This is a genomic window from Pseudonocardia sp. OZ21 (genome assembly GCF_059359135.1).
The window spans coordinates 225,982-251,758 of record NZ_JCADBN010000004.1; the positions used below are offsets into that span (position 1 = coordinate 225,982).

Consider the following 25,777-nt stretch of genomic DNA (forward strand, 5'->3'; position numbering starts at 1 on the left):
CCGGTTACTGTATACATGTTGCATGCAAGCAGCGGACCCGTCCCCCGAGTCGGGGCGCGATCGCGCCTACCGCCACCTCAGGGAAACGGTGCTGGTCGATCCAGCGGTGCAAGGAACCTTCCTCAACGAGGGTGGGCTCGCCCAGGCCATCGGCGTGTCGCGCACACCGGTGCGTGAGGCCCTGCTGCTACTGGTAGCCGAAGGCCTGGTCGAGATGGTGCCGAAACGGGGAGCGTACGTGCCCCCGCTGTCCGGACGGCAGATCAAGGAGCTGATGGAGCTGCGCGGGCTGCTGGAACGGCACTCCGCGTCCGTCACCCTCACCGAAGGCACAGTGCCGCTGGCGGCCATGCGCGAAGCCCTCGCCGAGCAGGAGCGGTTCACCGACGCGGTGGCCAACCCCGCCACCGCGCAGGTGTTCATCGAATGGGACCGCCGCTTCCACCAGGTCCTCGTCGACGCGGCCCGCAACGACCTCATCGCGCGCACCTACGCGGGCCTGCGGACCCGCCAGGTACGGGTGGGTGTCGCCGCCATGTTCCGCACCACCGACCGGCAGCGCGGGGTGTGCGACGAGCACGCCCGCATCGTCGCCGCACTGGAGTCCGGCGACGAGGCCGCCGCCCACACGGCGATCGAGGACCACCTGGCGATCACCTTGCGGCTGTTCCTGGAGGCATGACCGCAGACTCGCCTCGGAGGACGAGGTAGGCCTCGTCCTCCGCCGGGTCGGGGTCGCGCCCGATGGCCAGCCCGGCCAGCGTCAGCAGCGACGCCACCAGCACGTAGACCGCCACCGGCACCCACGACCCCGAACTGCCGAGCAACGCGGTGAAGACCAGCGGCGCCACGGCACCCCCGAAGACGCCCGCGATCGTGTACGCGAGCGAGCTACCGGTGTAGCGAAGCCTGGTGGAGAACTGCTCGGTGACGAACGCGGCCTGCGGCCCGTACATGAACGAGTGCAGCCCCAGCCCGACGACGGTGCCGATGACCAGCATCGGCATGGAGGAGTCGCCCATGGCGGGGAAGAACAGGAACGGCCAGATCCCGGCACACACTGCGGCGGAGCCGTAGAGGACCCTGCGGTTGACCCGGTCGGAGACGGCACCCGCCAGCGGGATCAGCCCGAGCTGGAACACCGAGCCCACGAGGATGGCCGTGAGCACCTGACCGCGGCTCATCCCCAGCTCGCCGGTCGCGTAGGTGATCACGAAGACGGTGAAGAGCGCGTACGTGACGTCGGGCCCGATCCGGCAGAGCACGCCGGCCACCAGCGCGCGGCGCTGCGTGCGGAAGACCTCGCCGACCGGTGCCGCGGGCTGGTCGCCCCGCTCCTGGATCGCGCGGAACACCGGGGTGTCCTCGAGCTTGAGCCGGATCCACAGCCCGAAGCCGACCAGCACCGCCGACAGCAGGAACGCGATCCGCCAGCCCCACGCGAGGAACGCCTCGTTCGACATCGCCAGGGTGAGCAGGGCGAGAACGCCGTTGGACAGGAGGTTGCCCGCAGGCGGCCCGATCTGAGCGGCCGAGGACCAGAACCCCCGCTTGCGCGGCTCGCCGTACTCGCTGGAGAGCAGCACCGCGCCGCCCCACTCCCCGCCCACACCGACGCCCTGCGCGAACCGCAGCACCACGAGGAGGGCCGGGGCCGCCGCGCCGATCGAGGCGTAGGTGGGCAGGAGACCGATCAGGAACGTGGCCACCCCGATCAGGAGCAGCGTGAGCACGAGCACCTGCTTGCGCCCGATGACGTCGCCGAGGCGCCCGAAGACGAGCCCCCCGAGCGGACGCGAGACGTATCCCACCGCGTAGGTCGAGAAAGCGAGGAGCGTGCCGGTCAGCGGGTCGGAGCCGGGGAAGAACAGTTGGGGGAAGACCAGGGCAGCGGCTGCGGAGTAGACGGCGAAGTCGTACCACTCGAGCGACGTGCCGGTGAGACTCGCGGCGAACGCTCGCGTCAGCGAACGCCGGTCGATCTCCGGTGCCGGGGCCCCGGGTGTGGGGTCGGGCATCAAATCCTCCTGTCGGTGGCGGGTGCGCAGTGGCACACGCGGTCGCCGGAGTCGCAATACTTGCTGTATACAAGCGGCATGCGCAAGCTTTTGGAGAAGTCGTGCTGAATGACCTCGTATTTCACCTACCCGACGACAGCACCGTTGCGGTCACCGTGACCCGGCTGCTCAACGCCGGGTACGCGGGCAGCGACCAGGACGGGGTTGCAGCCCACATCGCCGAGCTGGCCGAGCTCGGAGTCCCGGCCCCCAGGACCACTCCTGCCCTCTACCCGGTGGCGCCCTACCTCGCCGCGCAGGTCAGCCAGGTACCCGTCCAGCACGGGCGCACGTCCGGTGAGGCCGAGTGGGCGCTCGTCGTGGCGGGCGAGACACCGCAGGACGTCCTGCTCACCGTCGCCTGCGACCACACCGACCGGGATCTCGAGGTGCACGGCGTCGCGTGGAGCAAGAACGCCGGCCTCGACGTCCTGGGCCGGGGCGCCTGGCGGCTCGCCGACGTCGAGGACCATCTCGACGACGTGTGGCTACGCGCGTGGGTCACCAGGGGCGGCGACGAGGAACAGCTGATCCAGGAGGCCGCACTGTCCGCTCTGCTGCCGCCGAGGTACTGGCTGGACGAGCTGGGCGAGCTCCTGGTGCCCGGCACGGTGCTGCTGTCGGGAACGGTCGCGATGCTCCCCGGCGTCGACCAGTTCGCCGACTCCTGGCGGGTGGAGCTCGCCGACTCCGTCACCGGCAAGGTGCTCGAGCTCTCGTACCGCGTCGAGCGCATGCTCGATCCGATCGGCTAGAGTCGCGGCCGTGCAGCGCCTGTACTGGTTTACCGCTCCGGCCCGTGACGGGTCGGCGGGCGAACCGCTGCGCTGACCTCCACCCCACGAGCCGGACACGAGCCGGCTCGGCGGGAATCTCGACGGGCGGCTCGGCTGAGAAGAGAGCCCACGTCATGACCGTCGCCGCCGTCCCCGCGCTGGACGAGCATCGCACCACCCGGATCAGTCCCCTGCTGTCCCCGGCCCTGCTTCGCCACGAGCTCCCCATCAACTCCGTCGTCGCCGAGACCGTCACCCGGGCTCGCGCCGAGGTCGTCGACATCCTCGACGGCCGTGACGACCGGTTGATCGTCGTCGTGGGTCCGTGTTCGATCCACGACCCCGACGCCGCCCTCGACTACGCCCACCGGCTCGCCGAGCACACGTCGCGCGTCTCCGGCGAGCTCCGGGTCGTGATGCGGGCCTACTTCGAGAAGCCGCGATCCACCGTCGGCTGGAAGGGCCTGATCAACGACCCGGGCCTGGACGAGACGTTCGACGTCAACACCGGGCTGCGGACGGCACGGCGGCTGCTGCTCGACGTCTCGGCGCTCGGCCTCCCCGTGGGGTGCGAGTTCCTCGACCCGATCACGCCTCAGTTCCTCGCCGACACCGTGAGCTGGGGCGCGATCGGCGCCCGGACGGCGGCCAGCCAGGTCCACCGACAGCTGTGCAGCGCGCTGTCGATGCCCGTCGGCATCAAGAACTCCACCGAGGGCGACGTCCAGGTCGCGGTGGACGGGGTGCGCGCCGCGGCCGCGAGCCACGTGTTCATGGGGATCAACCCCGACGGCCTCGCCGCCCTGATCACCACGGCCGGCAACCCGGACTGCCACGTCATCCTGCGCGGCGGCTCAGGCGGCCCCAACTACGACGCCGCCTCGGTGGCCGCCGCCCTCGACCGGCTGCAGGCCGCCGGCCTCCCCGACCGCGTGATCATCGACGCCAGCCACGGCAACAGCAACAAGGACCACGTCCGGCAGGCGGAGGTGGTCGGCGAGATCGCCGGGCGCATCGCCCACGGCGAGACGGGCGTGGCCGGGGTGATGATGGAGAGTTTCCTCGTCGCCGGCCGGCAGGACCTCGGCCCCTCGATGACCCGCGGCCAGAGCATCACCGACGCCTGCATGGACTGGGCGACCACAGCCGACCTGCTGGCCGAGCTCGCGAAGGCGGTGGCCGCCCGCCGGTAGCCGGTCGAGATGGACACCAGCGTTGTTCTCTCGGGCGAGAACAACGCTGGTGTCCATCTCACCGCGCGGATTCGGCGACGACCTCCGCGAGGCCCACGGCCACGGCGGCCCGCCCCACCGGCTGGGCCTGCACGTTCACGACGGTCGTCCCGTCCCGGCGTGACGCGTAGTACTCGCCGGTGAACCGCACGCTCCGGTGCCGCCCCTGCTCACGGGAGAGTTCCGTGACGTTGCCGGTGCCGTGCCTGTCGACCAACTCGTGGAACTCCCGCGCGGCGGCGGAGTGGGGCATCTCCACCCAGGCGACGGCCACCAGAACGAGGTTGCCCCGCCTGTCGCGGACCTCGAACGATGCCCGGGACAGCTCCACGCACGGTTGGCGCCGGAAGAACTCCCGGACCTGGCCGTAGGAGCGCGCAGCGCAGTCAGCGCTCGAGTCGAACTTCGAATCGACGCTGAAGCCGCGCTGCTCGAGACGCAGCTTCACGTTGACCGAGGACCGCTGACGGGCCTGGCCGCTCCGCGCCGCGCTCGACGAGCTGGACGTACTCGACACACTCGCACCACCGCCGCTTGCCGACACCCCGACCGCGGTCCCCCCGGTCCCGAGCGCAACAGCGAAGACGACAGCCAGGGCTCCTCCACCGTGCCGCGCGAACCGCCCCTTGTCGTCCCTCTTGGTGTGCCGCGGCAAGACGCCCTCCTCGGGTGATCGACTCGTGAGGCTAGGCGCAGAACCACCCGAATCGATCTACAAGGGACATATCCACCCGGCTGGCCCATCGCTCAGGGTCTCCTCGCAAGGGCGGTGTGTTCCTCGCAGACCCCACAGCACCTGCGACGAGCACACCGGCTCTGCGAAGAATGGACTACCTCTGCGAAGACGCTCAGGCCGGCGGCCCGGTCACCTCCGCGAGGCGGCGAGTCAGGAAGCGGCGTTCCGCCGTGCTCTCCGTGCGTTCCAGCGCCGCCCGGTACGCCTCCGCCGCCTCCTCGCGGCACCCGAGGCGGCGGAGGAGGTCGGCGCGGGTGGCGGGGAGGAGGCGGTAGTCCGCGAGCTCGCCCGCCAGCTCGTCCACCAACTCCAGCCCGGCAGCGGGGCCCTCTGCCATGGCGACGGCCACGGCCCGGTTGAGCCGCACGACCGGCGACGGTGTCAGCTCGACGAGCCTCCCGTAGAGCGCCGCGATCTGTGGCCAGTCGGTGTCGGCAGCGTGCTCCGCCTGGGCGTGGCAGGCCGCGATCGCCGCCTGCACCTGGTACGGCCCGGGTTGCCCGCGCCGCAGGGCGGCGTCGAGGAGCGCGAGCCCTTCGGTGACCTCGGCGCCGTCCCACAGGGAGCGGTTCTGGTCCTCCAGCGTGACCGGTTCGCCGCTGCCGTCCAGCCGCGCCCCGCGTCGGGAGTCCTGGAGGAGCAGAAGGGCGGTGAGGCCGAGGACCTCGGGGTCGTCGGGCATCAGCCGGGCGAGCGTGCGGGCGAGCCGGATCGCCTCGGCGCACAGGTCGTGGCGCACCAGTTCGGAACCGGCCGCGGCGGCGTACCCCTCGTTGAACAGCAGGTAGACCACACCGAGGACGGCAGCCGTCCGGTCGGGCAGGAGGTGGCCGGGCGGCACGTGGAACGGGATCCCGGCCTCGCGGATCTTGCGTTTGGTGCGCACCAGGCGCTGCGCCATCGTCGGCTCCGACACGAGGAACGCCCTGGCGATCTCTGCGGTGGTGAGCCCGGCCAGGGTGCGCAGGGTGAGCGCCACCCGGCCTTCGAGCGGGAGCGCGGGGTGGCAGCAGGTGAAGATCAGTCGGAGCCGGTCGTCCTGCACGGCGCTCCCCTCGGACTCGTCATGGGCGACGGGCTCCCGCGCGACCTCCCGCAGCTTGGTCGCCTCCAGTGCGCTGCGGCGCAGGCGGTTCAGCGCGTGGTTGCGCGCCGTGGTGGTGAGCCACGCTCCCGGGCTGCGTGGGACGCCGTCGCGCGGCCAACGGGCCACCGCCTGAGCCAGCGCCTCCTGGGCACACTCCTCCGCGAGATCCCAGTCGCCCGTGACCCGGATCGGGGTGGAGACGATCCGGCCCCACTCCTCGCGGAACGTCGCGGCGACGGCCTCTGCCGCCGCCGCGACGCCGTTCACTCCGTCCAGAGCGGCCTCACCTCGATCATCCCGAACTGCGCGACGGGGTGCTTCGAGGCCACCTCGATCGCCTCGTCGAGATCCTGGCACTCGATCAGGTCGAACCCGAACATCTGTTCCTTGGTCTCCGCGAACGGGCCGTCCGAGACCAGCACCTCGCTCGCCCGCACCCGGACCGTCGTCGCGTCCGTGACGGGGCGCAGCCGGTTGCCCTGCAGGCGGACGCCGCGGCCGTCCATCTCCTTCACCCACGCTTCGGTGGCGGCGGCCATGTCCAAATCGGGCGCCGGCTGTGCATCGTCGGTGCCACAGATCAACAGCATGTACTGCACGGGATCCTCCATCGTTTCCGTCCGGTCGCCACATCGACAATCGGGAGACGCCAGGATCGACAGCCCGGGCGGAAAATCTCAGAGCAGATACGTCTCCAGGCGGTCGGCCAGCTCCCGGGGCCTGCTCAGCGCGACGAGATGACCACCGGGCATCTCGTCGACGGGTATGCCGAGCCGCTCCGCCACCACCCGCCGCTGGAACTCCAGCGGGAAGAAGCGGTCGTCGCGGCCCTGCAGGAACCGGGTGGGAACGTCCGGCCACCGCTCCAACGGCCACGGCTTCTCGAACGGCGTGCCGGACTGGTCGGGCTCGTGCCGGGCGAGCACGGCGGCCGTCACCTCGGGCGGGACGTCGTGGAAGAACTCCACGAGCGCGTCGAACTCACCACCCGACGGCCTGCCCTTGCTCGCCGCGTGGGCGGCGCGGGCCTGCGGCTGGCCGGTGTTCTCCCACCAGTCCCCCGGTGTCTCGCCCGGCGCCGGCACCATCGCGTTGAGCAGGACGAGCAGGTCGACCGGCATGCGCTCGCACACAAGGGGCGCGGTGAACCCGCCCATCGACTGGGCCACGAGGACGATCCGGGCGCGGTCGCCGATCGCGGCCACCACCGCATCCGCGTACTCCGCGAGCCCGGCGGAGTCGTCCGCTCCGGGCAGTTCGACGGCGACGGCCTCACGGCCGCGCCCGGTCAGCTCCTCGACGAGCCGGTACCAGTAGAAGGCGCTCCCCCCGGCGCCGGGGATCAGCACGAAGGTGGGGCTCGCGTGAGTGCGCATGCGGGGGTCCTCGTCGTCGGGTTGCCGGGCCGTAGGTGAGACAGCCCGGGCACCCGGAACTCATCGGCGAACCGGACATGTCGATCGCGATGCGCGCCCGTTGGGGTCCTCGCAGCACCCACGGGCGCTGTGCGGACCGGAGCCGGCGCGCGGAACACCAAGCTCAGCCGGCGGCATCGGCGTCGGACGCCGGCGGGGGGCAGGTGCCGCCGGGGGCGACGGACAGCTCGAAATGCCACATCTCGTTGGCGTAGGACTGGCACAGGCCGTAGGTGTCGCCGTGCTGGATGAGCCAGTCGTCCGCCCTGGTCGGCAGTACGTCCACCGCGCGCCCGGTCACGTGACTGGACGTCTCCGCGGTCCGGACGAAACGACGGGCTTCCTCCTCTCCGCCGTATTTGCCCGCGGCCTGCTGCAGCAGAAAGTTCTGATAGCGCTCGCTGCGCCACCCGGAGGAGATCCGTATCTCGACGTTCCTCGCCGCGGCATCCTCGGTCGCCTGCTGAACGGCCGCGCGGAGGGCGGGATCGAGATTCATGATCGCCGGCACATCGGCGAACGGCGACATCATCTCCCCCTGCGGAATGTGCCCGTCGGCAGCCGAGAAGGCGGATTCTGCCCCCGGGTCGGCGGATGCTGATCCGTCGACCTTCGCCGAGCACCCGGCGGCAAGGCAGACGATCACGAACGCGACCGGCAGAACCGCGAGCGGGCGGCGGCAACGCGCCGAGAACGGAATCGGCAGTCGCACTGAGGAACCCTCCTGTGGTGGCAGCGGGCGATGCGCCGCGGCCTGGTTCCTGGAGCACAACGGAGCTGTCGTTGCGCCGCCGTCGACTCCTTTCACAACATCGACGCAACATCCACGGAGGTAGCGTGCCGCGGCGTCAGCGGGGTCGGCTTGGAGGTCCGTGTGCGCGTGTTGATCGTCGAGGACGAGCCCTACCTCGCCGAGGCGCTACAGACCGGGTTGCGGCATGCGGCGATCACGGCCGACGTCACGCTCGACGGTGACGACGCACTGGAACACCTGGGCACGAACGACTACGACATCGTCGTGCTCGACCGCGACATCCCGGGGACGCACGGCGACGAGGTGTGCGCCGTGGTGGCCCGCGAGCACCCCACGGTGCGGGTTCTGATGCTCACCGCGGCGGCCACGCTGCGGGACAAGGTCGCCGGGTTCGAGAGCGGCGCCGACGACTATCTGACGAAGCCGTTCGCGCTGGAGGAGTTGGTGGTCCGGCTGCGCTCGCTGGCCCGCCGCCCGGCGGCGACCGCGCCGCCGGTGCTCGAGCACCGGGATGTGCGGCTCGACCCGTACCGGCGCGAGGTGTACCGCGCCGGGCGGTACGTCCAGCTGACGAGAAAGCAGTTCGCGGTGCTCGAACTCCTGATGCGCGCCCGCGGCGGCGTGGTCAGCGCCGAAGAACTGCTGGAGAAGGTCTGGGACGAGAACGCCGATCCCTTCACCAGCGCGCCGCGGGTCACGATCTCCACGCTGCGCAAGCGCCTGGGCGATCCCGATCTCATCGCGACGGTCGCCGGAGTCGGCTACCGCCTCGCTCGCCAGGTCCCCGCCCCGTGACGTCCGCCGCGGGGGCGAGGAACCGCCGGCGGGTGAGCGCCCGCATGCGGCTGACCCTGGGCTACGCCGGGTTCCTCGTGGCCGCGGGAATGGTCACGGCGGCGGCGGCATACGTGATCATCCGGTACATCCCGAGCTATCCGCTCACGGCCTCCAACCCCCGTGACACGTCGTGGACACCCGCGCGTGGGGAGATCCTGGACACTCTGCTCACCATTTCCTGGGGCATCCTGCTGCTGCTCGCCGCGATCGGCCTTGCCGGCGGCTGGGCGCTCGCCGGCTGGGTGCTGCGACCGCTCCAGCAGATCAACGAGGCCGCGCAGATCGCGGCCACCGGGAAGCTCGACCACCGCATCAACCTGGTGGGTCGCAACGACGAGTTCCAGCAGCTGGCCGACAACTTCGACCACATGCTCACCCGGTTGAGCGACGCGTTCGACGCCCAGCAGCGCTTCGCGGCCAACGCCTCGCACGAGCTCCGCACACCGCTCACCGTCACCTCGACCCTGCTCGATGTCGCGCGCTCGAGTCCCGAGCAGCCGGACTATCCGAGGCTTCTCGACCAGCTCCAGGTCACCAACGACCGCGCGATCCGGATCACCGACGCCCTCCTACGGCTCGCCGACGCCGACGCTGCCTCCGTCCGGGCCACGTCGGTGCTGGTGGATCTCGCCGGCGTCGCGCACCGGTCGCTCACCGAGCAGCACACGGAAGCAGTGCGCCATCAGGTGACCGTCCACGGCCGGCTGGATCCGGCACCGACCTTCGGCGACCCCGTCCTGCTCGAGCAGCTCGTCACCAACCTCGTGCAGAACGCGATACGCCACAACACGCGGCCGGGAACCGCCTACGTCAGCACCGGCCACGACCCCGCCTCCGGCACCGTGGCCCTCCGCACGGAGAACCCGGGACCGGAGTACTCCCCCGAGACGGCCGCTCAGCTGAGTGAGCCGTTCCTCCGGGGTGGGGGACGCGTCAGAGTGGCGGGCCAGGTGACGGGCCACGGGCTGGGACTGGCCCTGGTCGCACGGATCGTGGCCGCCCACGACGGCACGCTCGCCCTGGAGCCGAGGCCCGGCGGTGGGCTCGTCGTCACCGCCGTGCTCAGCACCCGCGCGCCGGTCGGCGCGGGATCGACGTGTGCTTGAACTCGTTGAGATCGGGCCACCAGCCGGACGAAGGCGGCCTGGTCGCCTGCGATGAACGACCTGACCGAGCGAGAACGGCAGGAACCGGACGTCCCCGTTCAGCCGTCACCGACCACCCCGTGTGATCCGGACACTCGATGGTTGACAAGCAGCAGGCTCGGATCCCTACAGTCGTGTCACGGACTATCGGCCGTACCCGTTCGGAGCGGCCGGGAGACCCGGCTCGACGACGCCGCGACAACCCCGCCGGAGCGGGCGCTCGCGCCGGAAGCGATGGAGGCCGAGGTGCGCGCACACAGCTCGTTCTGTGCGGCTCACAGACTGCACGTCGACCTCCTCAGGGTGGCGAGCGCGAGCTGTCGGAGCTGACCGCTCCCGCTCACCCGAGCCCGTGAGCCACGACTCCAGCTCTTCCAGTGCGCGTCGCACGACCGGGGCGTTCCGGCCCCGCTCCTGCGCGCGTCCGCATCGCACAGAGGAGCGATGATCTCCATGGGTGAACCGCAGTCCACATTGCACCTCGCCGTTGCGCTCGACGGCACCGGCTGGCATCCGGCGTCCTGGCGCGAGCCCGGCGCCCGGCCTGCCGAGCTGCTGACCGCCGGGTACTGGACCGACCTGGTGCAGGAGGCGGAGCGGGGACTCCTGGATCTCGTGACGATCGAGGACTCCCTCGTCCTCCAGTCCGATCACCGATTCAAGCCGGACGAACGCACGGACCACGTCCGGGGGCGGCTCGACGCGGTGCTCGTCGCGGCCCGGGTCGCGCCGCTGACCGAGCACATCGGCCTCGTCCCGACCGCGGTCGCCACCCACACCGAGCCGTTCCACCTCTCGAAGGCGATCGCCACCCTCGACTTCGTCAGCACGGGCCGTGCCGGGGTGAGGGTCCGGGTCTCGGACCGTCCGGACGAGGCCGCGCTGTTCGGCCGCCGGGACTTCCCGCCCGTCCGGCTCGCGGACGACGCGCTCGCCGCGCTGTTCGACGAGGGCGCCGACTACGTCGAGGTCCTGCGCAGGCTCTGGGACAGCTGGGAGGACGACGCGGAGATCCGTGACGTGGCCACCGGGCGGTTCGTGGACCGGGACAAGTTGCATTACATCGACTTCGAGGGCGCGCAGTTCTCCGTCCGGGGGCCGTCGATCACGCCGCGGCCGCCGCAGGGCCAGCCGATCGTCAGCGCGCTCGCCCACCGGACCGTCGCCTACCGGCTGCTCGCCCGTTCCGCCGACCTCGGCTTCGTCACCCCGCAGACCAGGATCGACATCGACGCGATCCTGCGGGAGATCCGCGCCGAGCAGGCCGCCGCGGGCCGCGCGGACGACACCGTGCACGTCCTGGGCGACGTGCTGGTCTTCCTCGACGACGACCCGGGCGAGGCCGCTGCCCGTAGGGCCCGCCTCGACGACCTGGACGGAGCCGTGCTCCGCAGCGATGCGCGGATCTTCACGGGCACCCCGGTCCAGCTCGCCGACCTCGTGCAGGACTGGCACGACGCGGGGCTGAGCGGGGTGCGCCTGAGACCGGCCGGGGTCACGCACGACCTGCCGCTGATCACCGGCGGTCTGGTTCCCGAACTGCAGCGCCGCGGTGCCTTCCGCACCGCGTACGAGGCGGACACCCTGCGCGGGTTGCTCGGCCTGTCCCGCCCCGCCAACCGCTACGCGGCGGCCTGAGGGCCACGAGAAGAGGACACGCGACGATGACCAGGCCACGCAAGCAGATCCACCTCGCCGCCCACTTCCCGGGCGTCAACAACACCACGGTGTGGAGCGACCCGGCAGGCGGCAGCCACATCGACTTCCGGTCCTTCACCCACTTCGCGCGCACCGCGGAACGGGCGAAGTTCGACTTCCTCTTCCTCGCCGAGGGGCTGCGGCTGCGCGAGCAGAACGGGCTGATCTACGACCTCGACGTGATGGGCCGCCCGGACACCTTCACGGTGCTGGCCGCGCTCGCCGCCGTCACCGACCGGCTCGGGCTCGCCGGCACCATCAACTCCACCTTCAACGAGCCGTACGAGGTCGCCCGCCAGTTCGCCTCGCTCGACCACCTCTCGGGCGGACGGGCGGCGTGGAACGTCGTGACGTCATGGGACGAGTTCACCGGGGAGAACTTCCGCCGGGGCGGGTTCCTGCCCCAGGACAAGCGCTACCTGCGGGCGAAGGAGTTCCTGGCCGCGACCCAGGAGCTGTGGGACTCCTGGTCGGGTGACGAGGTCGTCGCCGACGCCACGTCGGGCACCTTCCTCACCGACCCGGACGCCGGGCGTTTCCGCATCACGTCCGACCAGTTCGACATCGGCGGCCGGTTCAGCGTGCCGCGCAGCCCGCAGGGGCGCCCGGTGATCCTGCAGGCGGGCGACTCCGAGGAGGGCCGCGAGTTCGCCGCGTCCGGCGCGGACGCCATCTTCACGCGGCACGGCACGCTGGAGGCCGGTCGGGCCTTCTACGCCGACGTGAAGGCACGGCTCGCGAAGTACGGCCGCTCACCCGACGACCTCAAGATCATGCCGGCGGCGACGTTCGTGCTCGGCGACACCGACGCCGAGGCGCACGAGAAGGCCGACGTCATCCGCCACCAGCAGGTGAGCGGGCAGACCGCGATCAAGTTCCTCGAACAGCTGTGGAACCGGGACCTCTCGGCCTACGACCCGGACGGCCCGCTCCCGGAGAGCGACCCGCTCGTCGCGGAGAACCACATCTCGCGCGGCCGGGCGAGCGTGCGCCAGCACCGGGACCCCATCACCACCGCGCGCGAGTGGCGTGCTCTGGCCGACGAGAAGGGGCTCTCGATCCGAGAGCTCATCATCCAGGTCAGCGGCCGGCAGTCGTTCATCGGAACCCCGGCCAAGGTCGCCGACGCGCTCGACGAGTTCGTGCAGACCGACGCGAGTGACGGCTTCGTGCTGGTCCCGCACATCACGCCCGGCGGCCTCGACGAGTTCGCCGACTCCGTCGTCCCGCTGTTGCAGGAGCGCGGCGCGTTCCGTGCCGAGTACGAGGGCACCACGCTGCGCGAGCACCTGGGGCTTGCTCCCGTCCGCTCCGCATCCGAAGGGGTCCGCCCGTGAGGTTCCAGGTTCTCGACATCGTCCCGCACACCCCCCACCCCGTGACGGGCGAGATCATCAGCGTGCACGAGCGGCTCGAGCGCGTGGTGGAGACCGCGGTGCTCGCCGAGCGGCTCGGCTTCGACTCCTACGCAGTGGGCGAGCGGCACGCGGGTGAGTTCGTCTCCTCCGCGCCGACGGTGCTGCTCGGGGCGCTCGCCAACGCCACCGACCGGATCCTGCTGAGCACGGGCGTCACGGTGCTCTCGCTGCTCGACCCCGTCCGTGTCGCCGAGGACTACGCCACGATCGACCAGCTCTCCGGTGGCCGGCTGGAGATCGTCATCGGGAAGGGCAACGAGGACAAGCACTTCCCCCTCTTCGGGCTCCAGCTCGAGAAGCAGTACGAGTACCTCACCGAGAACTACGAACTGCTGCGCCTGCTGCTGCGGGAGGAGAAGGTCTCCTGGCAGGGCACCCACCATGCCGACCTCCACGAGGTCACCACGTACCCGCGGCCGTTCGACGGACCGTTCCGCATCTGGCACGGGTCCGCGACCTCCACGACGTCGGTCGACCTCGCCGCCAAGTGGGGCGACCCGATCTTCTCGGCCAACGCCTTCCAGCCCCGGGAGAACTACCTCGTACTGATCAACCGCTACCGCGAGCAGCTCGAGGCCAACGGGCACGATCCCGCCGTCGGCTACGTCGGCTCCGGGTCCGGCGGTCTCTTCCTCGCCGACACCGACGCGGAGGCGATCGAGCAGTACCGGCCCATCTACGAGGCCATCGCCACCAGGATGCGGGCGGCGCACGCCGGCGACAACCGCCCGGGCAAGGCCACCTCGTTCGCGACGATCGAGGAGGCCGTGGCGCACGGGCCCGCGCTGGTGGGCAACCCCGAGCGGGTGGCGGCCAAGATCATCGACTACCACAAGGCCTACCGCCACGACGTCCAGTCGGTCTCGGTGTTCCCGATGCTGCCCTACGAGCAGCAGCAGGAGGTGCTCACACGGTTCGCCGAGGAGGTGGCACCGCTGGTCCGCCGCGAGGTCTCCACCACCCTCTGGGGACCGCAGGACACCGGACGCGCCGCGGGCTTCACCGCCGTCGAGCACCCCGACGACAACGCCTCCCACCAGCAAGGGGCACGAGAATGACCGACCGCCGGGGCGCCGCAGGGCTGAGCCCACACATTGCGATCATCGGATCGTTCGGCGAATTATAATGTGCTGGTTCTCGGCGGATGATGAATGCACACACCGTATCGGGAAATGCACGATAAGTGCCTGATGAACTGATCCGCGGATCCGCAACCACTCTGCGAGGCCCCGATGCCAACGTTGTCGGCGCTGAACGTCGGGCTGCCGCAGGATGTGCCGTGGCAGGGCCGCACGGTGTACACCGGCGTCTGGAAGCACCCGGTCGAGGGGCCGCGGATGGCCCGCCGGACCAATATCGACGGTGACGGCCAGGGCGACTTGGACGGGCACGGCGGTGAGTACCGAGCCGTGCTCGTCTACCAGCTCGACTCCTACCGCTACTGGCAGAAGGTCCTCGGGCGCGACGACTTCGTGCCCGGGCAGTTCGGCGAGAACTTCACCGTCGACGGGCTGCCCGACGACGAGGTCTGCATCGGCGACCGCTACAGGATCGGAGGCGCGGTCTTCGAGGTCACCCAGCCGCGGGTCACCTGCTATCGGGTGGGCCTGCGGTTGGGGGAACCGCAGATGCCCGCCCTGCTCATCGCCCACCACCGGCCCGGCTTCTACCTCCGCGTCGTCGACGAAGGAGAGGTGCAGGCGGGCGACGAGATCGTCAAGGTCGGATCCGGCCCCGAGCGCATGACCGTGGCGGAGATCGACGCCCTCCTCTACCTGCACGACCACCCGCGCCCGCAACTCGCCCGTGCCCTGCGGATCCCCGCGCTCAGCCCCGGCTGGCAGGCGTCCATGCAGGCGCTGCTGGACCAGGCCGACGGCGACCACGCCGGAGCGGGCAACCCGGGGCTGTCGGGCGTGGCCGGCGGCCCGCCGCCCGCCTGGTCCGGGTTCCGGCCGCTGCAGGTGGTCGGCGTCGACACCGAGAGCCGCGAGGTGGTGTCGCTGCGGCTGGCGGCCACCGACCGGTCCCCCCTGCCGGCCGCCCGACCGGGCCAGTTCCTCACCCTGCGGCTGCGCCCCGACCCGGACGGTCCGCCGGTCATCCGCAGCTACTCGCTCTCGGGTGGTCCCGGCGATCCGGAGTACCGCGTCAGCGTCAAGAGGGAGCCCCACGGGGTGGCAGGCACCTACGTGCACACGCACGTCCGTGCCGGTGACTCCATCGACGTCGCCGCCCCTCGCGGCACCTTCACCCTCCGCGACGGCGAGGCACCGGTCCTCCTGCTGTCGGCCGGAGTCGGAGTCACCCCCGTTCTCGCGATGCTCCACGAACTGGCCGCCGAGCACTCCGGCCGTGAGGTGTGGTGGCTGCACGGCGCGCGCAACGGCGCGGAGCACCCCTTCGCCCGCGAGAGCCGCACCCTGCTCGACGCGCTCCCCCGTGCGCACGGCTATGTCGCGTACAGCCAACCGGCCCCCGAGGACCGTCCTGGCATCGACTACCAGAGCGCTGGACGGCTGTCGGTCGACCTGCTCGACCGCCTCGGCGTGCCCCGGACGGCGGACGCCTACCTGTGCGGGCCGTCCACGTTCATGGAGGGCCTCGTCCCCGCACTGGCCGAGTTCGGCATCGATCCCGCCCGAACCCACACGGAACTCTTCGGCGCAGGCGCCGCCCTCACCCCCGGCATCGCTGCCGGGGCCCCCCGGGCGCCGCACCCGCCCCCGGGGCCGCCCGGCACCGGGCCCACGGTCTCCTTCGCCCGCAGCGGCCTCGCCGTGCGGTGGGACACCGACCACGCCACCCTGCTCGAACTGGCAGAGGCGTGCGACGTGCCCACCCGCTGGTCCTGCCGCACCGGCATCTGCCACACCTGCGAGACAGGGCTGCTGTCCGGCACCGTCGCCTACTCGCCCGACCCGGTGGAGCCACCCGGGGACGGCAACCTCCTGATCTGCTGCTCGCGACCGAAGGACGATGTAGTCCTCGACCTCTGAGCGTCCTCGACCCGGCCCGCGACATGGACACATGTCGTGGCTGGACGAGCGCGGGAACAGCGACATGTGTCCACGTCGCTGTTCGATGCTCCCGACCGGAATCCTGCGCATCGAAACAGGCGTCATCTGCGGATATCTCAGATGCCGATGTAGAACTGAATCCGATACCTTTCCGATATGGAAGCAAATGTGGCCGGTGTGCACGTTTCTGATCGAATCGTCCCGGTCGGCGGAACGTCGAGGTTCAGATGAAATGGGCCACGCCTACCGCCCGCGGGCGGCCTCCGGGATTAACCTCTTGACCCATGATTCCGTCCACCCGACCGCCCCGCGGGCAACACATCCGCACTCCTGACCCGATCGGCATCGCGACGGCGAAAAGACCGCCCGTCCACTGCTGGCGGTAGGGGAATGGACAAGATGCGTCGGGCACTGGTTCGAATGTGGACACGGACGATCGTGCTGATGGTGGCACTGGCGACGCTGAGCACGGCCCTCGTGGCGTCGGCCGCCTGGGCCGATCCTCCGACCGGAGGTGCCACCGCTCCCCCCGGCCGGCCGGAGGCCCCCCGGGGCCGGCCCCCGGCTCCCCCCGCCGTCCCTCAGGCTCCCCCAGGCCGGCCCGCGACTCCCCCCGGCGACATCCAGGCCTCCCCAGCGCGAGCAACCGGACCTGCCGCTCCTGCCGCTCCCGCCGCTCCCGTCAGTGATCTCCGAACCGACATGCCCGCAGGCGGCGTGGGGCAGGACGTGTCCCATCCACAGTGCGGCGGGACCCTCCCCTCGAACAGCGCCTTCGGCATCGTCGGTATCAACAAGGGACGACCCTTCTCCGTCAACCCCTGTTTCGCCGCGCAGTATCAGTGGGCCGCCGGCCGCCCTTTCGAAGCGGCGGTCTACGTCAATACCAGCAATCCTGCACCGAGCAGTTCCGACTACTGGCCACGGTCGGGCGTCGCCGATCCCGTGCTGTGCAACGACGGCACCTCGAAAACCGATCCGGGCTGTTCCTACGACTACGGCTGGCACGCGGCCGCCAACGCGTTCGACAATGCGACTCAACTCGACGGTTCGGTGACCAGGCACATCTGGTGGCTCGATGTGGAAATTGCCAACAAGTGGAACGGCGACGGCAGTTCCAACACCTCCATGTTGCAGGGCATGGCCGACTTCCTGTTGAGCCACGGAGTGGCCGAGGTCGGGCTGTACTCCACCGCCTACCAGTGGCACAAGATCACCGGCGGGTACACCGCAGCGTCCGCGGACGGCTACCGGGCGGCGTGGAAGTCCCAGTTCACCCCGCTGTACCCGTTGGACGACGCCCCGCTGTGGATCGCCACGTACGGGACCACCGACCGGGCGAGGACGACGTGTTCGACGAGCTTCACCGGCGGCCGGACCAAGCTGGTGCAGTTCAGCCAGGACGGTGGCTTCGACACCAACCTGGTCTGCTGAACCCTCCGGGACGATCACCGGCACGGCTCTAGCATCGACCGGTGATCACCGATGCATGGTTGTCCGACACCCGCGACTCCTACGACACGGTGGCCGACAGCTATGCCGATCTCTACCGCACGGCGCTGGCGGAACGGCCGTACGAGCGAGCCGTGCTGGCGCTTTTCGCCGAGCTTGTCGAAACAAGCGGAGGGGGGCCCGTGGCGGATGTGGGCTGTGGTCCGGGCCATCTGACGGCGCACCTCCGGGAACTCGACCTCGACGCGTTCGGAATCGACCTGTCCCCCCGCATGATCGATGTGGCCCGGAGCACCTATCCGGATCTGCGGTTCGAGGTCGGGTCGATGACAGATCTCGCGCCGACCGACGCGTCACTCGCCGGGCTTCTCTCGTGGTACGTCGTCCACCACGCCCCCGACCACGTCCTCCCCCCGGTCTTCGAGCACTTCCACCGGGTGCTGCGTCCCGGCGGGGTGGCGCTCGTCGGCTTCCACCACGGAAACGGGAGCCGTCTCAAGACCCAGGGGTACGGGGAGCACCCGATGCGCGTCCACATCCACCGACGTACCTCCGACGACGTGGCCACCCTCCTCCGGAACGCCGGGTTCACGGTCGAGGCCCGCCTCGTCCTCGATCCGGTCGACCAGGGGGCGGCGGGTGCCGGCTACCTGATGGCTCGGCGCGGCGAGTAGTGAGCGCGACGGTCCGGCATTCCGCGTCGACCAGGACTTCCTGTTGACGTGCTTGATCCACAGCGCCAGGCTGCGCGGGTGCGCTCACGAATGGCCGGTATGTGGTGGGGAACCTCCATAGAAGCGCCAGATCCCGGCGCCTTGGCGAGGTTCTACTCCGAGTTGCTGGGTTGGCCCATCGGTCACGAGGAACCGGGAACGGCCATCATCGTGCCGCCCCAGGGCTCCATCTACCTCGTGTTCCAGCAGGCAAACGACTACCGGGCCCCGGTCTGGCCGCCCGTGGACGGGCAGCAGCGTCCGATGATGCACTTCGACTTCCAGGTCGGCGACCTCGATTCGGCGGTCGCCGATGCTCTCGCTCTCGGAGCGACGGAGGCAGACGAGCAACCGCAGGGGAACGTCCGAGTGCTCTTCGACCCGGCAGGCCATCCCTTCTGCCTCTGCCTGGACGAGGGCTGATCTCGTTTCATCGGGGCGAGCAAGCGAGATCGACATGGTGGGGCTGGGGCGCAGTCGCAAACCCGCTGAGGTCGATCTCGCCCGGTCCGCAGCCCAACTCCCGTGCCGGGGCGCGGAATGCCGCTCGTCGCCGCCGAGTTGGTTGCAGAGTGAAGAAGATAGGGTTCCTCTCCTTCGGGCACTGGTCGGCGGAGCCGCACTCGATGGTGCGGTCAGCGGCGGACGCCCTGCTGCAGTCGATCGAGCTCGCGGTTGCCGCGGAGGAGGTGGGCGCCGACGGCGCGTACTTCCGGATCCACCACTTCGCCCAGCAGCTCGCCTCCCCGTTCCCGCTGCTGGCCGCGGCCGGGGCGCGGACCAGCCGGATCGAGCTGGGCACGGCCGTGATCGACATGCGGTACGAGAACCCGCTCTACATGGCAGAAGACGCCGGGGCCGCGGATCTCATCTCCGGTGGCCGGCTACAACTGGGTATCAGCCGCGGATCACCCGAGCAGGTGATCGACGGCTTCCGCTACTTCGGGCACGTGCCGCCGGAGGGCACGAGCGATGCCGACATGGCGCGCGAGCACACCAAGGCGTTCCTCGAGGTGCTCAAGGGCGAGGGATTCGCCCGGCCCAACCCGCGCCCGATGTTTCCCAACCCGCCGGGCCTGCTGCGGGTCGAGCCGCACTCACCGGGTCTGCGGGACCGGATCTGGTGGGGCGCCGGAACCCGGGCGACCGCGGAGTGGACGGCCGAGCAGGGGCTGAACCTGATGAGCTCGACGCTGCTCTCCGAGGACACCGGCGTGCCCTTCCACCAGCTCCAGGCCGAACAGATCCAGCGGTTCCGGACCGCCTGGGAGGCCGCTGGGCACAACCGCGAGCCGCGCGTCTCGGTCAGCCGCAGCATCTTCCCGATCGTCAACGACCTCGACCGGCAGCTCTTCTGGCAGCAGCGGGACAGCACCGACCAGGTCGGCCGGCTGGACGGCGGCAACGCCCGGTTCGGCCGGACATACGCGGGTGAGCCGGACAAGCTGGTCGCCGAGCTCGCCGAGGACGAGGCGATCGCCGCTGCGGACACGCTGCTGCTGACGGTGCCCAACCAGCTGGGCGTCGACTACAACGCCCACGTCATCGAGAGCGTGCTCACCCACCTCGCCCCCGAGCTGGGCTGGCGCTGATCCGACGGGAGGGCGGCGCTACACGTTGAGCGGAACGAATCCGGGCAGGACCCCTACCTGCACCGATGTCCGGGGAAGGCCCCTGAGCTGCATGGACGCTCGTCGGCGGTTCTCGGCGTTTCGCGCTGCCGGTGGATGTCCTGACGAACGGCTGACGAACGACTCGGCCATCGTTCTCCGCCACGCTGGGGCTCGTGCGGCATCCCGTCGACAGTGAGATGGACGATGTGGGCGGCCGTTGCCTGAGACAGTGTCACAAAGACTGCTCGGACGGTCTGCAGGTGAGCCCCGTTCCGTTCCCACTATGACTCGCCTCGTACATCCGGCCCGTGATGGGGCCGTCGACGGAGGCGGCCGTGCTGCCGAAGATCGGCTCTCGATGTCGTGCTGTCCCGGTGGCGTCAGTGGTGACGGTGGGGCTCGGGCGTCACTGCTCCGACGCCGGAACGGGTCCACTGAACGGTGGGCCGCCCGCCGGTCCAGTTGTTCCCGATGCCGTCCTCGTGGCTGCGCCAGAACCAGCCTGGGTTCTTGCCTTCGGGCCAGCCCTCGGGGTAGTCCTGCCAGGCTTCCATGCGTCCGCGGGCGGTCATGTCGAGGAGGGCGAGCGCGGGCATCGTCGCCTCGCAGCCCCTGCCGGTGACGGTGTTGGTGAGGAACACCCGGTCGCCATGGCGCAGCAAGCACACCCAGGTCCCGAAGTCGTCGCCGCTCACGATGTCGTCCTCGACGTCGGCCACGGAGTACCAGTGGTGGGGGTAGCCCATGAAGCCGACGAACGCCGCGAGGTCGGGGTAGGGCGCCTTGGCGAACACGGCGAACGAGACGCCCCGCGCGTGGAGGTAGGCCGGGTTCTGCACGGCGAAGTAGGTCAGGGTGCAGCCCGGGCACTGGTTCTCGAACGGCTCGCCCAGGTGCCACATGTGCTTGTAGACGACGAGCTCCTCGCGCCCATCGAAAAGGTCGAGGAGGGTCGTCGGCCCGTCCGGCCCGACGACACTGATGGATGCGTCAACCTCCGTCATCGGGAGCCGACGGCGGGCCGCGGCGATCGCGTCGCCCTCGCGGGTGTACGCCTTCTCGCGCACCAGTAGCTCGTCGCGGGCGGCCTGCCAGGCCCCCCTGTCGACGATCGGGGGGGCGGCGGACGCGGCCGACGCCTCGTGCTGGGTCGGGCGGTTCTCGTGGATGCTGGTCATGCGCTGCTCCCTCGCTCGGACTGGCTTCCACGGTGCTGACTCGCGCGCCTGCCGAAAGTCATCGGTCGGCAGGCTCATCAATTCGACCGCCACGCCTGCGCCCGCAGGAGTGGACTCCTCGGGAGCTGCGGCACTCGTTCGTGTCCGTGCCGTCGGCATCCGGGGTGCCGATCGAGGGCGTCTCCCGGCTCGTGGGGCACAGCGCTACGGGCGTGACCGAGCGGGTCTACCGGTATCAGCTGACACGCGATACTCGACGAGGGCGCGACGGTGATGGACCAGATTTTCCCGCTGGACGATGCGCGGGATAGGCGACTGTGGGGCGTCCAGGACGTGGCTGAGTACCTCGACGTACCAGCGCAGACGGTCTACCAGTGGCGCACGAAGGGTTACGGACCGCCCGGAGTGCGCGTGGGCCGGTACGTGAAGTACCGCCCGGAGGACGTGCGGGCGTGGGTCGCCATGCTCGTGAAGGCCTCGGCCTGATGGCGAGCGTCCGCAAGCTGTCCGACGGCCGGTGGCAGGCGCAGTACCGACCGGTGCCGGGCGGCAAGCAGTTCACGAGGACGACGCGGCGCAAGGTCGACGCGCAACGCCGGCTCGACGAGCAGACCACGGCCCTGGTGAGCGGGAACTACGTCGACCCGAACGCGGGACGTGTCCCCTTCGGCGCCTACTTCGGGCGCTGGGCAGCTCGCCAGGTCTGGGCACCGGGCACGGAGCGCGCCATGTACCTCGCCGCTCGCTCGGTCACGTTCTGGGACGTGCCCATGCGCATGCTCGTGCGCTCGCACATCGAGGCGTGGGTCAAGCAGATGCAGACCGCCGACCGCGGCGAGGGCAGGACGGCCGGGCTCGCGCCGGGCACGATCCGTACCCGCTTCAACAACGTCCGGGGTGCGCTGCGCGGAGCGGTCAAGGACCGCGTGATCGCCGCTGACCCGAGCGAGGGCGTGCAGCTGCCGCGTGGTCGACGTGCTGATGTGGCCATGGAGCTGCCCACCGCTCAACAGGTGCGCGAGCTTCTCGACGCGGCCGATCGGGACTTTCGAGAGTTCGTGGCGCTGTGCGCGTTCGCTGGGCTCCGGCTCGGCGAGGCCGCCGCGCTCCAGGTCGGGGACTTCGATCTGCCGGGGCGCCGCCTGGTGGTGCGTCGGCAGGTGCAGCGCAAGAACGCCGGGGAGGTCGACCTGCGACCGCCGAAGTACGGGAGCGAGCGGACGATCTATCTGGCGGATGGCCTCGCGGACCGAGAACGGCAACCCGCCGCATCAGAACACCGTGGGCTACTGGTGGCGCAAGACCCGTCGCCACGCCGGCCACCCGACGATCAAGCTGCACGACCTCCGGCACTTCTACGCCTCGGGACTGATCGCTGCCGGGTGCGACGTCGTCACCGTTCAGCGCGCGCTCGGGCACTCCAGCGCGACGGTCACGCTGAACACGTACGCGCATCTGTGGCCCACGGCCGAGGACCGCACGCGCACCGCGGTTGCCGCCCTGCTCGTCGACGTGTTCGGTGCTGCTGACGAACCAGTGACGAACGAACCGGCGGCGTAGGGCCCTGACCAGGCGAAAGAGGGCCCGTTCAGACGTTGAAGCGGAACTCCACCACGTCACCGTCGACCATGACGTAGTCCTTGCCCTCCATCCGCACCTTCCCGGCCGCCTTCGCCGCGTTCATCGAGCCGGCCTCCACGAGGTCCTCGTAGGAGACGATCTCGGCCTTGATGAACCCGCGCTCGAAGTCGGTGTGGATGACGCCGGCGGCCTGGGGAGCGGTGTCGCCCTTCTTGATCGTCCAGGCCCGCGACTCCTTGGGGCCTGCCGTCAGGTAGGTCTGCAGGCCGAGGGTGTGGAAGCCGGCGCGGGCGAGGGCGTGCAGGCCGGGCTCGTCCTGGCCGATCGACCCCAGGAGCTCGCGGGCCGAGTCCTCGTCGAGCTCCAGCAGTTCGGCCTCCACCTTCGCGTCGAGGAACACGGCGTCGGCCGGTGCCACGAGCTCGGTGAGCTCCTTGCGCTTCGACTCGTCGGAGAGCACGCCCTCGTCGGCGTTGAAGACGTAGAGGAACGGCTTGGTGGTCAGCAGGGTCAGCTCGCGCAGGGGCTCGCGGTCGACGCCCGCCGCGAACAGTGTGGTGCCGGAGTTGAGGATCTCGACGGCCGCCTCGGCGGCTTCCAGCACCACCCGCCGGTCCTTCTGCATGCGAGCTTCCTTGGTGAGCCGCGGGACGGCCTTCTCCAGGGTCTGCAGGTCGGCGAGGATCAGCTCGGTGGAGATCGTCTCGATGTCGGCTGCGGCGTCGATGCGCCCGTCGACGTGCACGACGTCGGGGTCGTCGAACACGCGGACGACCTGGCAGATCGCGTCGGACTCACGGATGTTCGCCAGGAACTTGTTGCCCAGCCCCGCGCCCTCGGACGCGCCCTTCACGATCCCCGCGATGTCGACGAACGACACGACGGCGGGCACGACCTTCGCCGAGGAGAACATGCGGGCGAGCACGTCGAGGCGGGGGTCGGGCAGCGGCACCACCCCGACGTTCGGCTCGATCGTGGCGAACGGGTAGTTGGCGGCGAGCACGTCGTTGCGGGTCAGGGCGTTGAACAGAGTCGACTTGCCGACGTTGGGCAGGCCGACGATGCCGAGGGTGAGTGACACGAGGGTCCAGGGTAGTCGCGCCGGTCAGCGTCCCCCCGGCGCCGCCTGCAGGTACGCGAGGACGGCCCGGACCCGGCGGTTGTCGTCGTCGGACGGCGGTAGGTCCAGCTTCGTGAAGATGCCGGTGATGTGCTTGCCCACGGCCTTCTCCGTGACGAACAGCGCCGAGGCGATCGCGGTGTTGGACCGGCCCTCGGCGACGAGCTCCAGCACCTCCCGCTCCCGCGCCGTCAACCGTGCGAGCGGTGCGGAGCGGCGTCCGAGCAGCTGGCCGATCACCTCCGCGTCCATCGCGGTGCCCCCCGCCGCGACCCGGCGCACCGCGGCGACGAACTCGTCGACGTTCCCGACGCGGTCCTTGAGCAGGTACCCGACCCCGCCTGCCTGGTCGGCCAGCAGCTCACGGGCGTAGAGCTGCTCGACGTACTGGGAGAGCACGAGCACCGGCAGCCCCGGGACGTCCCGGCGGGCCGCGATCGCCGCCACCAGTCCCTCGTCGGTGAAGGTCGGCGGGAGCCGGACGTCGACCACCGCGACGTCCGGGCGGTGCCTCAGCAACGCCTCGCGCAGCATCGGCCCGTTGTCGACCGCCTCCACCACGTCGAAGCCGTTGGCACCGAGCAGCCGGATCAGACCGTCGCGGAGGAGGACGTGGTCCTCGGCGATGACGGTCCTGAGGCTGGTGGGGGCAGTGCGCACGGCAGCTCCATCATGATCTCGGTCGGCCCGCCGGACGGGCTGGTCACGCGCAGGGTGCCGTCGAAGGCGGCGAGCCGGCGCTCGATGCCCCGCAGCCCGGTGCCACGTCGCGGGTCGGCGCCGCCGCGGCCGTCGTCACCGACGACGACGGAGAGCACGCCGCTCGCGTGGCGCACCCGCAGCCACGCCGTGGCCGCCCCGGAGTGCCGCCCGACGTTGGCCAGCACCTCGGCCGTGGCGAAGTACAGCGCCGACTCGACCGGGGCCTGCGGCCGCACCGGCAGGTCGATCTCGAGCGCGACGGGCACCGGGCACAGCAGGGCGGCCGCCTCGAGCCCACCGACGAGACCCCGGTCGGCGAGTACCGGTGGGTGGATCCCGCGGACGAGGTCGCGCAGCTCGGCGAGCGCCTTGCCTGCGTCGGCGCGGGCCTCCTCGAGCAGCGCTGCGGCCTGGTCGGGGTCGGAGCGGACGGCCTGGGCGGCCAGCCCCAGGGTCATCCGCAGAGCGGCGAGCCGCGCCTGGGCGCCGTCGTGCAGGTCGCGCTCGATCCGGCGCAGCTCGGCGGCCTGCGCATCCACCGCCGCCGCGCGTGACTCGGTGAGCTGCTCCACGCGACGGGCCAGCCCCGCGTCGGACGGGGCGAGCAGCACGCGGGCCAGTAGCGCGAACCCGCGGACGGTCCACGGCACCATCCACCAGATCACGGCGGCGATGACGAGCACCGGGAACGTCAGGACGGAGAAGGGGCCACCGGCCCCGACGGCCAGGCCCGACAGAGCGGCCAGCAGCCCGTAGGCCACCCAGAAGACGACCACACCGGCCACGCCGTGCGCCGCCAGCCAGATCGCGTCGCGGCCGTTCTGCTGGTCGCGCAGGCAGGCGAGCAGGTCGCGCCACGACCAGCTGGGTTGCGAGGCGTACGAGCCGGCCAGCGGCACGCCGAGCACGCGGCCGGCCTCGCGGCGGTGCAGGTCGGCGAGCGCGCGGGTGGCCCCCAGTGCCCCGGCCACGACCGGCACGCCCACCCCGAACACCGGAGCCAGGACCAGGCCGGTGAGCAGCGCGAGGAGCAGCACCAGCGCGACGAGCGCCGTGACGACCGCGCCGACCAGCCGGAAGGCCGCGATGAGCCAGTCCAGGACACGCGTCACGCGAGCAGTCTGGCCGATCACGACGGGTGGGCGCAGGGGGTCTGGCCCTACCCCCGGCATGCGGCTGGCCCGTGGTTGAAAGGGCGGTCCAGCCCGATCGAATTCCGACCCGCGCGACGGGAGCGTGATCG

General features: G+C 70.8%; 25 protein-coding genes. 15 read left to right on the forward strand and 10 right to left on the reverse strand.

The features are described from left to right. The first annotated feature begins 22 nt into the window (after positions 1 to 22). Positions 23 to 682, forward strand: coding sequence for a GntR family transcriptional regulator (locus tag AC5L35_RS10955; protein WP_495059471.1), 660 nt, complete (start codon positions 23 to 25; stop codon positions 680 to 682). On the opposite strand, the gene AC5L35_RS10960 is transcribed toward AC5L35_RS10955, so the two are convergent. Then, positions 654 to 2,018, reverse strand: a complete 1,365-nt coding sequence (locus tag AC5L35_RS10960) for an MFS transporter (protein ID WP_495059472.1) — start codon at positions 2,016 to 2,018, stop codon at positions 654 to 656. The two genes, AC5L35_RS10955 and AC5L35_RS10960, sit on opposite strands and share 29 nt — an antisense overlap. A gap of 104 nt (positions 2,019 to 2,122) precedes the next feature. Here AC5L35_RS10960 and AC5L35_RS10965 point away from each other — a divergent pair, with 104 nt between their 5' ends. After that, entirely contained in the window at positions 2,123 to 2,812 is a 690-nt protein-coding gene (locus AC5L35_RS10965) for a DUF2848 domain-containing protein (protein WP_495059830.1), read from the forward strand. A 155-nt stretch (positions 2,813 to 2,967) separates the two neighbouring features. Then, the gene (locus AC5L35_RS10970; RefSeq protein WP_495059473.1) at positions 2,968 to 4,026 is read left to right on the forward strand and encodes a 3-deoxy-7-phosphoheptulonate synthase; all 1,059 of its coding nucleotides are present in this window, start codon (positions 2,968 to 2,970) and stop codon (positions 4,024 to 4,026) included. A 58-nt stretch (positions 4,027 to 4,084) separates the two neighbouring features. Here the strand turns inward: AC5L35_RS10970 and AC5L35_RS10975 are convergent, their stop codons facing one another. From AC5L35_RS10975 to AC5L35_RS10995, 5 genes are all read right to left on the reverse strand, one after another. After that, complete coding sequence (locus AC5L35_RS10975) at positions 4,085 to 4,582, reverse strand: hypothetical protein (protein WP_495059474.1); 498 nt, start codon at positions 4,580 to 4,582, stop codon at positions 4,085 to 4,087. Positions 4,583 to 4,913: 331 nt separating this feature from the next. Beyond that, the gene (locus tag AC5L35_RS10980) at positions 4,914 to 6,155 is read right to left on the reverse strand and encodes an RNA polymerase sigma factor (RefSeq protein WP_495059475.1); all 1,242 of its coding nucleotides are present in this window, start codon (positions 6,153 to 6,155) and stop codon (positions 4,914 to 4,916) included. Next, positions 6,152 to 6,487, reverse strand: a complete 336-nt coding sequence (locus AC5L35_RS10985; RefSeq protein WP_495059476.1) for a YciI family protein — start codon at positions 6,485 to 6,487, stop codon at positions 6,152 to 6,154. The genes AC5L35_RS10980 and AC5L35_RS10985 overlap by 4 nt, the downstream gene beginning before the upstream one ends. Before the next feature lie 78 nt (positions 6,488 to 6,565). Further along, positions 6,566 to 7,264, reverse strand: a complete 699-nt coding sequence (locus AC5L35_RS10990; RefSeq protein WP_495059477.1) for an alpha/beta fold hydrolase — start codon at positions 7,262 to 7,264, stop codon at positions 6,566 to 6,568. A 163-nt stretch (positions 7,265 to 7,427) separates the two neighbouring features. Beyond that, positions 7,428 to 8,111, reverse strand: a complete 684-nt coding sequence (locus AC5L35_RS10995; RefSeq protein WP_495059478.1) for a M15 family metallopeptidase — start codon at positions 8,109 to 8,111, stop codon at positions 7,428 to 7,430. 66 nt (positions 8,112 to 8,177) lie between these two features. Between AC5L35_RS10995 and AC5L35_RS11000 the strand changes: the two genes are divergently transcribed. The 10 genes from AC5L35_RS11000 to AC5L35_RS11045 all read left to right on the forward strand — a co-directional run bounded on the left by AC5L35_RS11000 (position 8,178) and on the right by AC5L35_RS11045 (position 19,932). Further along, the gene (locus AC5L35_RS11000) at positions 8,178 to 8,852 is read left to right on the forward strand and encodes a response regulator transcription factor (RefSeq protein WP_495059479.1); all 675 of its coding nucleotides are present in this window, start codon (positions 8,178 to 8,180) and stop codon (positions 8,850 to 8,852) included. 32 nt (positions 8,853 to 8,884) lie between these two features. Then, positions 8,885 to 10,000, forward strand: a complete 1,116-nt coding sequence (locus AC5L35_RS11005; RefSeq protein ID WP_495059480.1) for a sensor histidine kinase — start codon at positions 8,885 to 8,887, stop codon at positions 9,998 to 10,000. A 492-nt stretch (positions 10,001 to 10,492) separates the two neighbouring features. Further along, the gene (locus tag AC5L35_RS11010; RefSeq protein WP_495059481.1) at positions 10,493 to 11,677 is read left to right on the forward strand and encodes an LLM class flavin-dependent oxidoreductase; all 1,185 of its coding nucleotides are present in this window, start codon (positions 10,493 to 10,495) and stop codon (positions 11,675 to 11,677) included. Between the two features lie 26 nt (positions 11,678 to 11,703). Next, positions 11,704 to 13,074: an NtaA/DmoA family FMN-dependent monooxygenase gene (locus AC5L35_RS11015; protein ID WP_495059482.1), complete on the forward strand. Its 1,371-nt coding sequence runs from the start codon at positions 11,704 to 11,706 to the stop codon at positions 13,072 to 13,074. Further along, complete coding sequence (locus AC5L35_RS11020) at positions 13,071 to 14,213, forward strand: LLM class flavin-dependent oxidoreductase (RefSeq protein ID WP_495059483.1); 1,143 nt, start codon at positions 13,071 to 13,073, stop codon at positions 14,211 to 14,213. The genes AC5L35_RS11015 and AC5L35_RS11020 overlap by 4 nt, the downstream gene beginning before the upstream one ends. A gap of 174 nt (positions 14,214 to 14,387) precedes the next feature. Then, the gene (locus tag AC5L35_RS11025) at positions 14,388 to 16,154 is read left to right on the forward strand and encodes an MOSC domain-containing protein (protein WP_495059484.1); all 1,767 of its coding nucleotides are present in this window, start codon (positions 14,388 to 14,390) and stop codon (positions 16,152 to 16,154) included. Positions 16,155 to 16,892: 738 nt separating this feature from the next. Then, entirely contained in the window at positions 16,893 to 17,609 is a 717-nt protein-coding gene (locus tag AC5L35_RS11030) for a hypothetical protein (RefSeq protein WP_495059485.1), read from the forward strand. Between the two features lie 44 nt (positions 17,610 to 17,653). Next, positions 17,654 to 18,301 carry a class I SAM-dependent DNA methyltransferase gene (locus AC5L35_RS11035; RefSeq protein ID WP_495059831.1) on the forward strand — a complete coding sequence of 216 codons (648 nt, stop codon included), beginning with the start codon at positions 17,654 to 17,656 and terminating at the stop codon, positions 18,299 to 18,301. 99 nt (positions 18,302 to 18,400) lie between these two features. Further along, positions 18,401 to 18,763 carry a VOC family protein gene (locus AC5L35_RS11040; RefSeq protein WP_495059832.1) on the forward strand — a complete coding sequence of 121 codons (363 nt, stop codon included), beginning with the start codon at positions 18,401 to 18,403 and terminating at the stop codon, positions 18,761 to 18,763. Between the two features lie 149 nt (positions 18,764 to 18,912). Then, complete coding sequence (locus AC5L35_RS11045; protein WP_495059486.1) at positions 18,913 to 19,932, forward strand: LLM class flavin-dependent oxidoreductase; 1,020 nt, start codon at positions 18,913 to 18,915, stop codon at positions 19,930 to 19,932. Positions 19,933 to 20,333: 401 nt separating this feature from the next. Here AC5L35_RS11045 and AC5L35_RS11050 read toward each other — a convergent pair whose 3' ends face one another. Beyond that, the gene (locus tag AC5L35_RS11050; protein ID WP_495059487.1) at positions 20,334 to 21,131 is read right to left on the reverse strand and encodes a DUF899 family protein; all 798 of its coding nucleotides are present in this window, start codon (positions 21,129 to 21,131) and stop codon (positions 20,334 to 20,336) included. Positions 21,132 to 21,404: 273 nt separating this feature from the next. On the opposite strand from AC5L35_RS11050, the gene AC5L35_RS11055 reads away from it, so the two are divergent. Continuing rightward, positions 21,405 to 21,617, forward strand: coding sequence for a helix-turn-helix transcriptional regulator (locus AC5L35_RS11055; protein WP_495059833.1), 213 nt, complete (start codon positions 21,405 to 21,407; stop codon positions 21,615 to 21,617). Between the two features lie 750 nt (positions 21,618 to 22,367). Continuing rightward, positions 22,368 to 22,691 carry a tyrosine-type recombinase/integrase gene (locus tag AC5L35_RS11060; protein WP_495059488.1) on the forward strand — a complete coding sequence of 108 codons (324 nt, stop codon included), beginning with the start codon at positions 22,368 to 22,370 and terminating at the stop codon, positions 22,689 to 22,691. Positions 22,692 to 22,719: 28 nt separating this feature from the next. On the opposite strand, the gene ychF is transcribed toward AC5L35_RS11060, so the two are convergent. From ychF to AC5L35_RS11075, 3 genes are read right to left on the reverse strand one after another with little or no spacing between them, the layout of a single operon-like run. Beyond that, complete coding sequence (ychF, locus tag AC5L35_RS11065) at positions 22,720 to 23,793, reverse strand: redox-regulated ATPase YchF (RefSeq protein ID WP_495059489.1); 1,074 nt, start codon at positions 23,791 to 23,793, stop codon at positions 22,720 to 22,722. A 24-nt stretch (positions 23,794 to 23,817) separates the two neighbouring features. Further along, a complete protein-coding gene (locus AC5L35_RS11070) occupies positions 23,818 to 24,492 on the reverse strand; it encodes a LuxR C-terminal-related transcriptional regulator (protein ID WP_495059490.1) in 675 nt (224 codons plus the stop codon). Beyond that, positions 24,423 to 25,646, reverse strand: coding sequence for a sensor histidine kinase (locus tag AC5L35_RS11075; RefSeq protein ID WP_495059491.1), 1,224 nt, complete (start codon positions 25,644 to 25,646; stop codon positions 24,423 to 24,425). The genes AC5L35_RS11070 and AC5L35_RS11075 overlap by 70 nt, the downstream gene beginning before the upstream one ends. Between the last annotated feature and the right edge of the window lie 131 nt (positions 25,647 to 25,777).